11 protein-coding genes are annotated in these 14,422 nt (G+C 63.7%); 1 reads left to right on the top strand and 10 read right to left on the bottom strand.

The features are described from left to right. A partial coding sequence (locus tag BLV20_RS08750) for an integrase core domain-containing protein (RefSeq protein ID WP_139192690.1) occupies nucleotides 1–311 on the top strand: 311 nt, incomplete at its 5' end. Here the strand turns inward: BLV20_RS08750 and BLV20_RS08745 are convergent. The 10 genes from BLV20_RS08745 to algK form a co-directional block, all read right to left on the bottom strand. Continuing rightward, nucleotides 250–1,188: a hypothetical protein gene (locus BLV20_RS08745; protein WP_371914302.1), complete on the bottom strand. Its 939-nt coding sequence runs from the start codon at nucleotides 1,186–1,188 to the stop codon at nucleotides 250–252. The two genes, BLV20_RS08750 and BLV20_RS08745, sit on opposite strands and share 62 nt — an antisense overlap. A gap of 556 nt (nucleotides 1,189–1,744) precedes the next feature. Then, nucleotides 1,745–3,196, bottom strand: a complete 1,452-nt coding sequence (locus BLV20_RS08740; RefSeq protein WP_092299782.1) for a mannose-1-phosphate guanylyltransferase/mannose-6-phosphate isomerase — start codon at nucleotides 3,194–3,196, stop codon at nucleotides 1,745–1,747. Between the two features lie 194 nt (nucleotides 3,197–3,390). Beyond that, nucleotides 3,391–4,044, bottom strand: a complete 654-nt coding sequence (locus tag BLV20_RS08735) for an alginate O-acetyltransferase AlgF (RefSeq protein ID WP_092299779.1) — start codon at nucleotides 4,042–4,044, stop codon at nucleotides 3,391–3,393. 14 nt (nucleotides 4,045–4,058) lie between these two features. Further along, on the bottom strand, nucleotides 4,059–5,234 hold the full coding sequence (locus tag BLV20_RS08730; protein WP_092299776.1) for an alginate O-acetyltransferase: 1,176 nt from the start codon (nucleotides 5,232–5,234) through the stop codon (nucleotides 4,059–4,061). Between the two features lie 11 nt (nucleotides 5,235–5,245). Next, nucleotides 5,246–6,811 (bottom strand): MBOAT family O-acyltransferase, encoded by a 1,566-nt coding sequence (locus BLV20_RS08725; protein WP_092299773.1) that lies wholly within the window; start codon nucleotides 6,809–6,811, stop codon nucleotides 5,246–5,248. Nucleotides 6,812–7,020: 209 nt separating this feature from the next. Further along, nucleotides 7,021–8,145 (bottom strand): mannuronate-specific alginate lyase, encoded by a 1,125-nt coding sequence (locus BLV20_RS08720; protein WP_092299770.1) that lies wholly within the window; start codon nucleotides 8,143–8,145, stop codon nucleotides 7,021–7,023. 7 nt (nucleotides 8,146–8,152) lie between these two features. Further along, nucleotides 8,153–9,601, bottom strand: coding sequence for an alginate O-acetyltransferase (locus tag BLV20_RS08715; RefSeq protein WP_092299767.1), 1,449 nt, complete (start codon nucleotides 9,599–9,601; stop codon nucleotides 8,153–8,155). 11 nt (nucleotides 9,602–9,612) lie between these two features. Then, nucleotides 9,613–11,217, bottom strand: coding sequence for a mannuronan 5-epimerase AlgG (gene algG / locus BLV20_RS08710; protein WP_092299764.1), 1,605 nt, complete (start codon nucleotides 11,215–11,217; stop codon nucleotides 9,613–9,615). 26 nt (nucleotides 11,218–11,243) lie between these two features. Then, complete coding sequence (locus BLV20_RS08705; RefSeq protein ID WP_256577710.1) at nucleotides 11,244–12,917, bottom strand: alginate export family protein; 1,674 nt, start codon at nucleotides 12,915–12,917, stop codon at nucleotides 11,244–11,246. Next, nucleotides 12,914–14,401, bottom strand: coding sequence for an alginate biosynthesis TPR repeat lipoprotein AlgK (algK, locus tag BLV20_RS08700; protein ID WP_371914300.1), 1,488 nt, complete (start codon nucleotides 14,399–14,401; stop codon nucleotides 12,914–12,916). The genes BLV20_RS08705 and algK overlap by 4 nt, the downstream gene beginning before the upstream one ends. Between the last annotated feature and the right edge of the window lie 21 nt (nucleotides 14,402–14,422).

Here is a 14,422-nt window from a genome sequence, read left to right as displayed (position 1 = left end):
GGGGACATCCCAAAGACGTGCTGTTTCACTCCGATCAAGGTTGCCAGTACACCAGCCATAAGTTCAGAAATGAGCTGCTGGAACATGGACACCGGCAAAGCATGAGTCGTAAAGGCGAATGCTGGGACAACGCCCCGATGGAGCGTTTCTTTGGCAGTTTGAAATCGGAGTGGGTGCCTGAAACAGGCTACGACTCGGAGCATGAGGCCCGCGTGGATGTGCAGCGTTACGTCACGCGCTACAACACGATCAGGCCTCACAGTTACAACGACTATTGGTCGCCGATCGCGAGGGAGAAACGGGCGGCGTAGACCGTAATCGGTGTCCAGGATTACTTGACCAGTTCATAGACGCTCCAATTACCGCACAGATGGAAGTACTGGCGTACCCGACATAAGCTCCCAGGCTTCCTCCCATTGTTGAACCTGCAAACTTCCCCGTCTCAGTAAACATAACCTTCCTGCAACTCTCCTCCCCCGACCCCGCCTGACAAACCTCCTGAACCTTCAACACCGACGAAACCCCACCCAGCGCAATCCCCACATACCCACCCATCTGCATGTACTTCGCCGCGCGGCTGACCGATTTTACGTGGGCGACATAGCCCGGTATCTGGCCGGGGGCGCCGGCTTTGTTCCAGTGGTGCACCAGGCTGCGGCTGGAGAGGCCGAGGGCGGTTTTCAGTTTGGGGTGGTCGCCCAGGGTGGTGTAGCCGCGCAGGCGGGTGGAGTTCAGCAGTTGCGCGTCCAGTTGCCTGAGCAGTTGCTGGCGCCGGGCGAAGAACTCGGGGGATTTGAGGTGGCCGTGTTGGCGGTAGCTGTCTTGATGCAGACGTTCCATGTCGTGCAGGGTCTCGCGCAGTTTGTCCAGGTGTTTGCCCATCGTCGCGGTGCCGATGCCCAGCCAGGTCGAGGCCTGGCTGGTGAAGTCGGCGATCTCGGCCTGATGGCGGACCATAAAGTCGGCTTCGTCGGGCGTCAGCGGTTCGAGGGCGATCTTAACCTGTTCGGCGGCCTGCATGAGTTGCGCTTCCTCGTAGGTGCAGGCGTGGTTGGCCGGATCGCTGAGCACGATCAGACTGCCGGCCTTGACCGTATCGCCCAGGCCCGGATTGAGGGCCAGGTATTTGGCCAGGACACCAGGCGCGGGGCTGTCGAACAGGCGGCGTTGCAGTTCGGCCAGCGGCATGCTGTGGGGCACGACGTAGAAGCCGGGCGCCGCTGGGGCGGATGGGCGAACCGGCTCCGTAGGGGGAGGAGAACTTGGAGGCGTGCCCAGTATCGCGGTGCTCTTCGGCCGCGCTCCGGGCAGCGGCGGGTTGGGGTTGGCCGGGCGCAGCACGCGCGGCATCGGGGTCGGTTCGCCACGGGCGTCAGTGGTGTATTGGTTGCCGGAGGGTTGCTCGGCCATCGCTGTGTTCGCTGTGTGTTTGAGCCTCGCGAAACACTAATGAGCGGTATGGATGAAGTCGTTGAGAGCTATCTGAAACGCCCGCTGGCGCTTTCTAAATGTCGCGTAGGAATGGGGAGAGCCCCCTCTGTAGCCGCTGCCGCAGGCTGCGATAAGGCCGAAGGCCTTCCAGCGATCTCAAGACCCTGCGCCTACTACTCAGTCGATCGCAGCCTCGCGGGCTCGGCAGCGGCTACGGGGGCTCGTTAGGTGCGTGGGCATAAAAAAGCCCCCGCCCAACCGGCTGCGGATAGGGGACGCAGTCGGCTGGACGGGGGCTTCTTGTTCTGGCGGGTTACTGGGCGATGGTTTTCACCGAGATACCGCGTTCCACCGGGGTGGAGCGGCCGTAGATGTCTTCGAAGCGTTCGATGTCGTCTTCGCCCAGGTAGCTGCCCGATTGCACTTCGATGATCTCCAAGGGGATCTTGCCCGGGTTGCGCAGGCGGTGCACCGAGGCGATCGGGATGTAGGTGGACTGGTTTTCGGTGAGCAGGAACACGTTCTCGTCGCAGGTGACTTCGGCGGTGCCGCTGACCACGATCCAGTGTTCGGCGCGGTGGTGGTGCATCTGCAGGGACAGGCACGCGCCCGGCTTGACCGAGATGTGCTTGACCTGGAAGCGCCCGCCCATGTCCACCGAGTCGTAGGAGCCCCAGGGACGGTAGACCTCGCAGTGGTTCTGGGTTTCGCTGCGGCCCTGTTCGTTGAGGGTGTTGACCAGTTGCTTGACGCCTTGGACCTTGTCCTTGTGGGCGATCATCATGGCGTCCTTGGTTTCCACCACCACGATGTTTTCCAGGCCGATCACCGACACCAGCTTGCCGTTGCCGTGGATCATGCAGTTGCGGCTGTCCTGGATTACCACGTCGCCCTTGCTGACGTTGCCGTTGGCGTCTTTTTCATGCACGTCCCACAGCGACGACCAGCAGCCCACGTCGCTCCAGCCGGCGCTCAGCGGCACCACGCAGGCGCGCTGGGTCTTTTCCATCACGGCGTAGTCGATGGAGTTGTCCGGGCAGCAGGCGAAGGTGGCCGGGTCGATGTCCACGGTGTCGGCGTCCTGGGCACTGCGCTCCAGGGCCAGCAGGCAGGTGTCGTAGATGTCCGGGTCGTGCTTTTTCAGCTCTTCGAGGAAGCGGCTGGCGCGGAACAGGAACATGCCGCTGTTCCAGAAGTAGCCACCGGCCTCGACGAACTCGGTGGCGCGCTTGACGTCGGGTTTTTCGACGAAGTGCGAGACGCGGCTCACGCCTTCGGGCAGCAGCGCGTCGTTGGTCGACTTGATGTAGCCATAACCGGTTTCCGGCTTGGAGGCCGGCACGCCGAACAGCACCATCTCGCCACGCTCGGCGGCCACGGTGGCCAGGGCCAGGGCGCGTTGCAGGGCTTTCTGGTCTTCCAGAACGTGGTCGGCCGGCAGCACCAGCATCAGCTCGTCGCGACCTTCATTGACCAGCATCATCGCGGTCAGGGCCACGGCCGGCGCGGTGTTGCGCCCGAACGGCTCCATCAGGATGCGCTGGGCCTCGAGTTTGCGTGCCGCCAGCTGCTCGTTGACGATGAACCGGTGGTCCTTGTTGCAGACCACGATCGGCGTGTCCATGCCTTCGAACACCAGGCGCTCGAGGGTTTGCTGGAACAGCGTGTGTTCGCCGGTCAGGGCGAGGAATTGCTTGGGGAATTGCTTGCGCGAAAGCGGCCAAAGACGTGAGCCGCTACCACCTGACAAGATCACCGGAATCATGTTGTTACTCCTTCAAAAATCGTTTGGGTTAGAGCCACGAAAGTTCTGTCGTTTCACTCTCTTGTTTTTGTTCCTGCCCGGATTGGCCAACCGGTCCTCCGTAGGAGCCAGGCTTGCCGGCGATGGCGTTCTCAAGGGCCTCATCGCCGGCGAGCCTGGCTCCTACAGGGGAGCGTCAATCCGGAAAATTCATATCAGCGGGTCGAGACCGGGCGCTTGACCCAGACTGGCGACAGGCTGCTGCCGTTGCCGGTGACGTAGAGCACCGCGGCTTCACCGCGCTCCAGGGCGACCGGCTTCAAGTCGCTGACTTTTTTGTCGCCCTCGTACAGCGCGAAGCTGACTTTGACCGGGTTGATTTCGCGTTCGCCACGGCCCTTGGCGGCCACCGACTGGACCACGGCGGTCTTGCCGTCGGCGGTCTTCAAGGTCAGGGCCTTGTCGCTCAGGTTCTGCACGCGGACCAGGGACTTCTGCTTGTTCTTGAACGGCGGCTCTTCGATCAGTTGCGGCTGGCCGCTGGCGTTGTTGACCAGGGTGTAATAGTGGTCGGCGGCGAGTTTCACCGGCACGCTCTGGCTGCCGACCTTGGCGGTGTAGTCGCCGCCGGGCATGAAGCTGAAGTCGCTGCTGGCCAGCGGCGCGACTTCACTGAGGTTGGTGCTGCCGACGGTGGCGCTGACTTCCTGGTTGCTGGCGTTGTAGATACGCACGAAGGACGAGCCTTTGGGCGCGGTCGGGCCGTAGAGGGCGGCATCGCCGGCGAAGGCTTGCATCGACAACAGGCTGACACCGGCTACCAGTGCAAGGGACTTGGCGAGACGACGCGGAGTTGTAGTGAAAGTCATGGTGTACCTCTCTTTCAGTTTTGCGCCCGATCGGGCGTCTCGGATTTGCTGTTAACGGCTAGGTTCTGTTGGCGAGCGCCGGCTTGTTTGAGCTCTGCGACCCACTGCGGGTCGGCGTCGCCGATTTCGTTGTTGACCGGCAGATATCGTTCGGGGAACTCCCAGATCAGCACCTGGGGCGGGCTGTTCTTGAAGGCATCGCTTTTCAGGTAGCTGAGCATCGGCAGCACCGGGCCGTGGCCGTCCTCGGCGTAGCTGACCACGTCGCTGTGCAGGGCCTGCTTGAGCGCGCCGACAAAGTTCCAGTTGGGGTTGGCGCTGTAGCTGGTGCCCACCAGGGTCACCGGCACTTCGTTGTCGGCGAACAGCGCGTCGTCGGCGGCCGGCTGGTCGTCGGCGGCACGGGTCACGCGTTTTTGCAGCGGCTCCTTGGCCGGCATCAGGTTTTCGAACAGCGGGTCCAGGGGCAGGAACAGGCGCAGGTCGCCCTTGTGCACCACGGTCTGCTCGGCTTCGGTGACGAAACGTTGCGGCTGGCCCATCAGCGGCGCCTTTTCGGCAATCGCCTTGGCCAACTGGTTGGCGGCGATTTCGGCGCCGGCCGGGGTCCAGTGGGTGTCGGTGCGCAGGAACACTTGCTGGCCGTTCTGCTTGGCCTGTTGCAGCGGGCCCAGCAGGTCGGGGGCAAGGATCTTGTCGGCCGCCACGCGGGCGTGGAAGTCCTGGTAGAGGTTGGCGTGGATGCTGGCCGGCTGCACGTCGCCCAGGTGTTCCGGGTACAGGCGCACCTTGGCCGGGATGATCGCCATCACCAGTTTCACGCCTTTCTCTTTCAGGGTCTGGCGCACGCCTTCGACCAGCGCGTAGTTGCCTTGCAGGTTGAGTTCTTCGTTGACGATCGGGTGGAACTCTTCATCGCTGTACAGCCACTGGTCGCGGCCGAGCACCACGCCCGGACGACCTTCGTTGAACAGCTTGAAGTCCAGGGCCGCCCACAGGTTGGTACCCAGGCGCTTGATCGGGAACTCGTCGTCGTAGTGGGTTTCCACGGCCTTGGCCCAGCGACCGTTGAGCACGGTGGCGTCGTTGTTGGTGCTGAAGCCGAAGAAGCTGCGCACCGACCACAGGCCCAGGACCATCAGGGTCACCAGGAACAGGGCGATATAGAAGACGCGTAATGAGCGGGTCATGGTCAGATCCCTCAGAACTGGAAGTAAAGGAACGGCGAGAAGCTTTGCGCCGAGAGTTTGAGAATCGAGGCGATGAACAGCAGCAGCACCAGGGCGCGCATCACATAACGCGGCCAGTCGGCGACCCAGTAGGCCGGCTGGACCTGGGCTTCGACGCCCACGGTGTAGCCCGGCTGGTGGATGCTGTCCGGCTTGTCTCCCGGTACCGCCTTGATCAGGCCAGGCTGGGCGGTGGCCGGGCCGTCGGCCTCAGTGTTGAATTCGGGCTTGCTCTTGACCGGCGTCGGGTTGCGATACAGGTCGCGCAGGCCGAAGAACGCCAGGGTGGCGTAGGCCACGACCAGGGTCGCCACTTGCAGGCCGGTGAGGCTGGCGCGGTTGAGTTCCGACAGCGACCAGTCGCCGAAGCTGAACATGGCGCCGTACATGCGACCGGCGACGTGCAGGTTCTCGGCGCGGAAGATCACCCAGCCCATTACCACCAGCAGGAAAGTCAGCGCCCAGCGGATCGGGTTCAGGCTGCGCGGCGAAGTGTTGATGCCGAGCATTTTCTCGATCGCCAGCCACATGCCGTGCCAGGCGCCCCAGATCACGTAGGTGATGTTCGCACCGTGCCACAGGCCACCGAGCAGCATGGTCAGGAACAGGTTGCGGTAGGTCATCAGCGTGCCTTTGCGGTTGCCGCCCAGGGTGATGTACAGGTAGTCGCGCAGCCAGGTCGACAGGCTGATGTGCCAGCGCCGCCAGAACTCGGTGATCGATTGGCTGATGTACGGCTGCTTGAAGTTTTCCATGAAGCGGAAACCCATCATCAAGCCCAGGCCGATTGCCATGTCGCTGTAGCCGGAGAAGTCGAAGTACAGCTGCGCGGTGTAGGCCAGGGCGCCGAGCCAGGCGTCGCCCGTGGTCGGGTTCTGCAGGGCGAAGCAATGGTCGGCGACCACCGCCAGGGTGTCGGCGATGAACACTTTCTTGATGAAGCCCTGCATGAACCGCGTGCAGCCCTCGGAGAACTTGTCGAGGGTGTGGGTGCGGTTGTTGAACTGGTCGGCCAGGTCGCGAAAACGCAGCACGGGACCTGCGATCAGGTGCGGGAAGATCGCCACGAACGCCGCGAAGTCGATCAGGTTGCGGGTCGCCGGGGTGTCGCCGCGGTAGACGTCGATGATGTAGCTGATGGACTCGAAGATGTAGAACGAGATGCCGATCGGCAACAGCACGTGGGTCAGGATGAACGGGTTCAGACCAAAGCTGGTGATGATCGCGTTGAGGCTGTCCACGCCGAAGTTGGCGTATTTGAAATAGCCGAGGATGGCCAGGTCCACGCCCACGCCGAGCAGCAACCAGCGCTGGGCCGGTTTGGTGCGCACGCCGGCGGCGCCGACTTTCAGGCCGATCCAGTAGTTCCACAGGGTGACGCCGGCGAACAGCGCCAGGAAGTCCACCCGCCACCAGGCATAAAACACATAGCTGGCGATCAGCAGCAGCAGGTTGCGATAGCGTTGCCCGCTCAGGTAGTACAAGCCGAGAAAGATCGGCAAGAACAGGAACAGGAACACGTTGGATGAGAAAACCATCCCGATCTCTCCATGTTTGACCAACAGTAAAGGGCCAGAGCCCCCCCAACCCCCCCCGTGAAAAACGGGGGGAGGTGTATTGCATTCCGTATCGGCTGTCGCCACGCCCCGTAGGAGCGAGGCTTGCCCGCGATGAACGATGACGCGGACTGGCAGTTGGACCGAGGTGCCTCATTCGCGGGCAAGCCTCGCTCCTACGGATACGTGTGTTATGAGCCTTTGCTGCCCTTCTCGAAGGCGGGGTCGTAGACCTTGGTCAGGTCGCCGCCCAGGCGGAAGGTCTTGAACGGCTGCATCTTGTGCTTGCGCTCGAGCACGTCCGGCGCGCAGGTGTAGAGGCTGCAGAAGGGTTCGAGCCAGGCGAATTTCGAGTCGACCTTGAGGTCGCTCATGTCCTGTTCCTTGCCGTTCTTTTCCTCGAACGCGTCCGGGTCCTTGACCCCGGCCAGCACTCGCTCGCCGAGGCGCTTGAGCGCGCCGTTGTTTTCCTGGCGCAGGTCGACGCCGTTGACCTGGGCGAAGCTGGCGATCATCGCCAGCGGCGGCAGGGCGTAGTTGTGATAGGCCAGGGCGCGTTGCTGGCGCTTGAGTTCATTGGGCAGGAAGCCATCGGCGTCGACCTGGTTGGCGCCGACCTTGTATTCCTTCACGGCCCAGTCGAACAGGTCGCGGCGGTTGGTCGCCACGGCGGTGGCCATCACCGACCAGGCGGCCCAGTAGGAATGGTTGTTGGTCTTGTCCAGCGGCAGGTTGTCCCAGTCGCTGACCACCTGGTCGGCCATCTTGCTGAACCAGGCCTCGATCTGTTGCGCTTGCTGCTGGTGGGTCGCCAGCGGCCGGGAGTCGGAGAACTTCAGGCGCAGGTAGGCCGAGGCCATGCTGCCCAGGGCCCATTTGCGCATGGACTTGCCGGTGTGGTTGAAGTCCTTGGACATCAAGGCATCGGCCTGGGCCCAGGACGTCAGCCAGGCCAGGGTGCAGTCCAGCTGTTCCGGACGGCCGTCGCGCATGAACTGCATCACCTGCTTGCTGGTGCCGCGCTCGATCTTTGTGATGTCGGCGGTGCTGTCGCGAAAGGCCTTTTCCGATTTCACGTTGAGGGTCGCGCGGGCCTTGTCCGAACCTTCGTACTTGCTGCGAAATTGCAGCGAGCCGGTGTAGGGCGTGGGCATCGCGTCGCAGCTTTCGCTGCGGTCGCCGCTCTTGAATTTTTCCACTGGCGCGTAATAGCCCTGGGGCGGGCGCAGCGGGGCCGCGGCCTGGGTTGCGCCTGCGAACAGCGCCAGGCTCAACAGGCTCGGCGCCAGTATTTGTTTCAGCGTTTTCGTTTGCATAGGAACCTCATTGCCCGATTTGCGCGGTGCGTTGTGCGGCGCTCGGGAATACGTTGCGTTTGCAAATTTTCGCTTCGACTTTTTGCGCGGCTGCGCCCGCTTCCGGACCCTGGACTTCGACCGCCAGCAGGTTCTGCGAGGCCCAGTCTTCGTCGGTGCGCAGTTCAAAGGCGAAACGCCCGTCGGTGTCGGCTGTTTCCGGTTTGTCGATCTTGATGTCCTCGTGGCGCCCGTTCATGTACCAGAGGGTGGCTTGCAGGGTTTTCACCGAGGTGTCGGCGAAGCGGATATCGACCTGGTGGCTGCTGTTGCGCAGGTCCATGTTCTTGCTGTTGACCATCAGCTCGTTCTTGCCGGGCTTGAGGGTGGCGCTGGCGCTCATCTGCGTCGGCTTGCCTTCGCAACCGTTGTCGAGCAGGGCCATCATTTGCCGGTAGATGGTTTCCTGGTCCAGGCGGTACAGCGGCGAGAATTCCCAGATCAGGATCTTCGGCGGCGTGTTCTGGAATTCCTCGCTGCCCAGGTACTGCAGCATCGAGCCCTCGAAGCCACCGCCGGGGAAGGCGACGTTGAGGATGTCGGCGCCGATCTCTTCCTGCAGGAAGCCGGCGAAGTTGTAGTTCTTGCCGCTGTGGCTGGTGCCGACCAGGGTGATCTGCGGGTTGCCGGAATCGCCGAACAGGTCGCCGTCGCCAGCCTCGCCCTTGGGTTCGGTGGTGAACTGGTCCATGTACTGGATCGCGTAGCTGGTGCCGCACAACTGCCCGGCCATGTTGTGCAGGGTGCCGGTCTTGCCCATGCGCCCGGACTTGTGGGTCTCGAACTCACGCTTGGGAATGTCGGCGAAGGCCGGCAGTTGCTTGACCTTCTGCGCCACGATCTTGGCCGTGCGCTGGGCGCCGTATGGCGTCCAGTGCTGGTCGCCGCGGAAGTAGAAGTCGTGGGCCGGCAGGGTCTCCGGCAACTGCTCGTTGGTCAGCGGCGACAGGTCCGGCACCACGTAGCCCATCTGGGCGAAGCGGCCGAGCATGCCCTGGTAGTTTTTCAGCGCCTTGTCGTAGTCGAAGCTGGCCTTTTCCTGCGGGTTGAGCTTGTTGCGGTTCACCAGGCCGCGGGTCGGCTGGTAGACCAGCACCAGCTCCACGCCCTTGCTCTTGAAGGCGTCGTGCAGCTGTTGCAGGCGGCGATAACCTTCCGGCGTGGTGGTGAATTCGGTGCGCAGGTCTTCCTGGGTACGGAACAGCCAGTCGCCCTGGGCTTGCACCAGGGTGGTGAAGTTCTGCTGGTAGCGGGTGGTGTAGTTCTTCGCGTCGTGGGCCGCCGGGCACAGGTTGCAGCACGGCTCGGCGGTGAATTTTGGCGCTTGCGAATCAGCGGCGCGGGCGCTGTTGCCGGCGGCGAGAATGCCTGCGGCCAGCGCCGAGAGGCTCAGGAGTTTGATCAGGTGTGGGCGCATAACAGTCATCCTCAATCGCGCATTTCGGTCTGGCGTTCGACAGGGTCGATCAGCACGGCTTTCTGCTGGCGCACCAGCAGGTCAAGAATTTCGTCCTGGCGCTCGCCGAGGATCCCCGAGAAGCTGATGCCGCTGCTCTTGGTCGGGGCGAGCATGGACACGCGGTACAGCTCGACGCTCAGCGGCGAGTCGATGGACATCGGGCCGCTGCCGTTGGCCGCCAGCTCGCCGCCGACCACGATCAGCGACACCTGGGCGTCGAACGGGTCGAGCTTGATGTCGCGGTCGGTATCGGAGAGGTCCTTGATGTGGCCGTAGACGCCGGTCAGGCCGTTGGCCATGGCGACGTTCTCGTACAGGCGGATGTTCACGCTGTTGCGGATGCGGATGCCGTGGCGTCGGTTGCTGATGACCTTGTTGCCCCACAGCAGGTTGTCGGCACTCTCGTAGAGGGTGATGCCGTCGGTGTGGTTGCGGTAGATCTCGTTGTCGGCGATCAGGTTGTTCACGCTGTTACGGTCGATCACCAGGCCCGAGAGTTTGTTCTCGTAGCTGCGGTTGTTGAAGATGAAGCTGTCGTTCACTTCCCGGGAAATAATGATCCCGTGCTTCTTCTTGGTCCCGTAGACGGTGTTGTCGGCGATGATCAGCCGGTGCGAACGGTCGTGGGGGTCGATGCCGTAGACGATGTTGTCCTTGTAGGTATTGCCCTTGACCACGAAGTCGCGGGTCTCGTAGCAGTAGAAGCCGTACCACATGTCCGAGAACTCCGAGCCGATGATCCAGCCGGTGGGTTCGGGGCGCTTGAGCACCTTGGCCATGTTGGGCGTGTACTGGGAAATACTCACGCCGTAGGACTTACTGTTGGCGTAGCCGAAGCTGGCCATCTTGCTGTTGACGATGTAGGTCTCGGTGCCGCCCCAGGCCAGCAGGAACGGGCGGAACTCCTTGGGCGAGTTGAAGGTCGCCGGGCCGTTGTCCTTCTCGCGCCAGCCGGTGACCTTGGTGTCGCGCACGAACAGCTGGCCGTCGTTGACCAGGAACGAGCCGGCCTCCTGGGACAGGCGCAGTTCCTGGGTCTGCTTGTCGATTTCCAGGATGCCCTTGTTCCCGACCACGATCGGCAGCCGCGCCAGGTACACGCCCGGCGAGGTTTCGCTGAGGTATTGCTTGGGCAGCTTCTTGGCCAGGTCCTTGAGGTTGATGTAACCGTCGTCGATGAAGATTGCCTGGGGAATGCCGTGCTGGCGCACCACCCATTCGGCCATCTTGTTGTCGCCGCCGATAAAGTCCTTCAGCGCGTTTTCCTGCATCATGCGGCGCACGCTGACCTTGCCCGGCTTGCTGCGCACGATCTTCGCCGCCGCCGCTTCGGCGGTGTAGCCGGAGAGGTCGGGCAGGGTTGGCTTGGCCAGGTCCAGCGGCGCGGTGGGCGCGCTGCTGACGGTGTAGGTCTTGGCCTGTTGCAGCTCCTTGGCCATGGTCGGCTGCTTGCCCGGCGCGGCGGCCGGGGCCGGTTCGATGGTGGCGAAGGCGGCGCTGCTGGCCAGCAGCATGGCGCCGGCCAACAGGCTGATCGAACCTCTCAACGCTGGGCTGTTCATCGGGCTGTTCATCTCAGGCACTCCTTTGGCGGCTCGCATCAGAAGCGCCAGATCACGTCGACAAAGGCGCGGTGCATGTACGAGTCGACGTTCTTGCCGTAGGCGTCGCCCGGCTTGAACACGCCGCCGCGGAAGCGCACCAGCGCCGAAGGCTCGTCGATCGACTGGCTGAGCGCGGCCGGCAGCAGGCCTTGCTTGAAGTACTTGGTGACCACCAGGTCGACTTCCTGGCCGAGGTCTTTCTCGCCATCGCGCAGCGGCAGCGACGAGCTGGAGAGCAGGGCGCCGGTGGCGTCGTCGTAGTTGTTTTCCACGGCGTTGATGCCATTGCTGCCCACCGGCTTTTTGCCGTCCACGCGCCAGAACTTGTGGTAGATCAGGCTGGCGTCGTATTCGTCGGCGAGCATCCAGGAACCGAACAGGGTGGCGGTCTGCATGTTGTTCATTTCGCCGCGGAAGGCTTCGCCGAAACGGTGCACCCGCGAGCGGGTGCCGGTGTAGTTCGAACGGTTGCTTTCCAGGCCGCTCTGCTCGTAGTCGCCGCTGGCGCGGGCGTAGGCCGCGCCGACTTGCCATTTCGGGTCCAGGCGCAGGCGCACGCCGAGGTCGGTGGCCCAGCCGTCGAGGCTCTCGCCGCTCTTGGCCTGGGCCGGGCGGGTGCCGTCGGCGTTCAGCGCGTTGACCTTGTCGCGGTCGCCGCTCATGCCGGTGACACTCGCCCAGTAGTTGACGGTGTTGGTGTTGCGCCAGTTATAGGCGTCGCTGTTGGCTTCCAGGCCGAGCCAGGTCAGGTCGCCATTCTGGCGCTTGTCCAGGGAGTCGGTGGCTTCGCCCGGGACCGGATAGTCGAGCTTGCCGTCGTCGTGGCTGTGGTGCGCGCGGATGCCGGCCCAATGGCCAGGGTTCCACTGATAGGCCACGTCGCCGTAGACGTGCAGGCGATCCTTGTCTTCCGGCGCCAGCTCCTTGAGGTCGGTGCGGTATTCGCTGAAGCGTTCGGCGATACCGGCGTTGGCGCGCAGCAGGGTGGTGTCGAAGGTCCAGTTGAGGGCTTCGATGTTGGTGTCGCGCCACTGGCCGTCGTCGTTGCGCAGGCGCTGGCGACCGAACTTCAACTGCTCGCCCGGGTAGGGGGTGAGGCCGCTGTAGCCGATCCAGAACTCGCGCAGCGCCAGGTAGTTCTTCTTGCTCTTGCGGTCGCTGTTGTTGCTGCTTTCGGTGCTGGCGCCATCGGACTGCTGCAGGGTGTCGGTCTCGATGATGTCGGTGGAGGTCACCGCCTGGCCCATGGCGTAGGCGCTCCAGTTGCCGCTTTCGCCATACACCCAGGGCCGCAGGTCGAGGCCGACGCCGTTGACGTCGCCGCCATCCAGGGTGCCCAGGTCACGGTCGTCCTCGGACTGGCCGGTGATTTTCACGTCCAGGCCGAAGTTCTTGGTGTCGGTAACGGCTGCCAGCGTCGGGTTGGACCAGAGCAGGGCAAAACCCAGGGCCACACCCAGCTTCGACAGGCTGAACAATGTCCCCGTAGCCGCTGCGGCAGGCTGCGATCGGCTGCGCAGCAGCCGCAAAACCTGCGCGCGCGGTGCGGCTGACAGATCTCGGGCGCCTGGTTGACGAGCGCTGCGCGCTCGATCGCAGCCTGCGGCAGCGGCTACAGGGGCGGCGTCGTCGCGAACGATATCGGCCTGGGGAATGGGCTTGAGTTTCATAGGGATTCCTCACCGTCTTCTTCTTGCAGCGCGTGCAGTTCCAACGTGTTCTGGCTCAAGGCGCCACGCACGGCCTGCTCCTGTTGCAGCAGGCGCTGGGCCTCGGCGCGTTGGCCTGGCGGCAGTTGGGCTTCGAGTTGTTGCGCAAGCTCGTTGGCTTGCGGGGTGTCCTGGGTCTTGGCCAGCTGGCTGAAGACATAGGCGTTGAGCGGGTCGGGCTTGGTGCCCTTGCCTTGGGAAAACAGTTGGGCAATGGCGAAGTCCGCGCTGTTCTGGCCGTTGCGCGCAGCGGTCAGCAGGTGGTCCAGGGCCTTTTGCGGATAGACCTGGCCCAGGTAGCCACGGCGGTAGATCTGGCCGAGGTAGTAATCGGCGGCGACTTCCTTGCCCTGGGCCTTCTTGAAGTGTTCTTCGGCGACCTTGGCGTCGGCCGGGACCATCTTGCCTTCGTAGTAGAGCTTGCCCAGCAGCAGTTCGGCGCGGGGCTGGTCGGCGGCGCGACCGTTGTCCAGGTATTGCATCATCTTGTCGACGTCGCCCAGCTCGGGGAAGTCGTAGAGCAGTTGCGCCAGGGTGACCCAGGAGGCCGGGTAGCCGGGCGCGATAGGCTCCAGCAGGGCCTGCGCGGTTTTCTCGTCGGTCTGGCCCAGGCTGGCATCGCCCAGCACCCGCGCCACGCTGTCGACCCGCTGCGCGCTGATGGCGCCACGGGCGTAGCCGGCCTGCAGCTGCTTCAACAGCTCGGCCTGTTGCTCGGGCTGGTTGCGTTTCTGGTAGACGGTGGCCAGTTCGACGTAGCAGATGTCGGTGACGTTCAGGGCCGCCTTGCACACGGTTTCCACCTCGGCCAGGTGCTGGTCGTAGGTGCCCTGGGTGCGATACAGCAGCACCTGGGCCAGGCCGGCTTCCGGGTAGCCGGCGCTGCGCCACTGGCTGATCTGCTGCTGCGCGTTGACCTTGGGGAAGCTCTGCGGGTATTGCAGGTAGAGCATCGCCAGCGGGATCAGGGTGTTGCCTTCACCGTTGGCGAAGGCCTTTTTCAACAGGCCTTCGGCTTCGCGGTGCTCGGCCTCGGTGGAGCCGGGCTTGGCCACCAGCAGGCGACCCAGGCGCGCCTGGGCCCGTGGCGAGGTGTCGGCCGCGGCGCGGTAGGTCGCCTCGGCTTGTTTGATCTTCGCCGGGTCGCGGGTCTCCATCTGGATATCGGCCAGGCCGACCTGGGCTTCGCTGTAGCCCAGGTCTGCCAGTTGCCGGAAGTTCTGTTCCGCGAGCACGGTGTCGCCGCGTTTCAGCGCTTCGTTGGCCAGGCGCTGGTCGGGCAGGCCGGCGCAACCGGCCAGGGCCATGGCGGCCACCAGCGGCAACAGCAACGCCGAACCCGGTAGCCACTGCCGCAGGCTGCGATCGGCCGCGTAGCGGGCGGATTGTGGGCGGCGCGGGTTCTTCGCCAGTGCGCATTCATCCCCTTCACGAGTGCGTTGCACTCGGTCGCAGCCTGCGGCAGC

Origin of the sequence: Pseudomonas sp. NFIX28 (assembly GCF_900107395.1) — a bacterium.
Lineage (GTDB): Bacteria > Pseudomonadota > Gammaproteobacteria > Pseudomonadales > Pseudomonadaceae > Aquipseudomonas.
The sequence above is the reverse complement of the archived record's forward strand: the minus strand, read 5'-3'. Positions and strand labels throughout refer to the sequence as shown.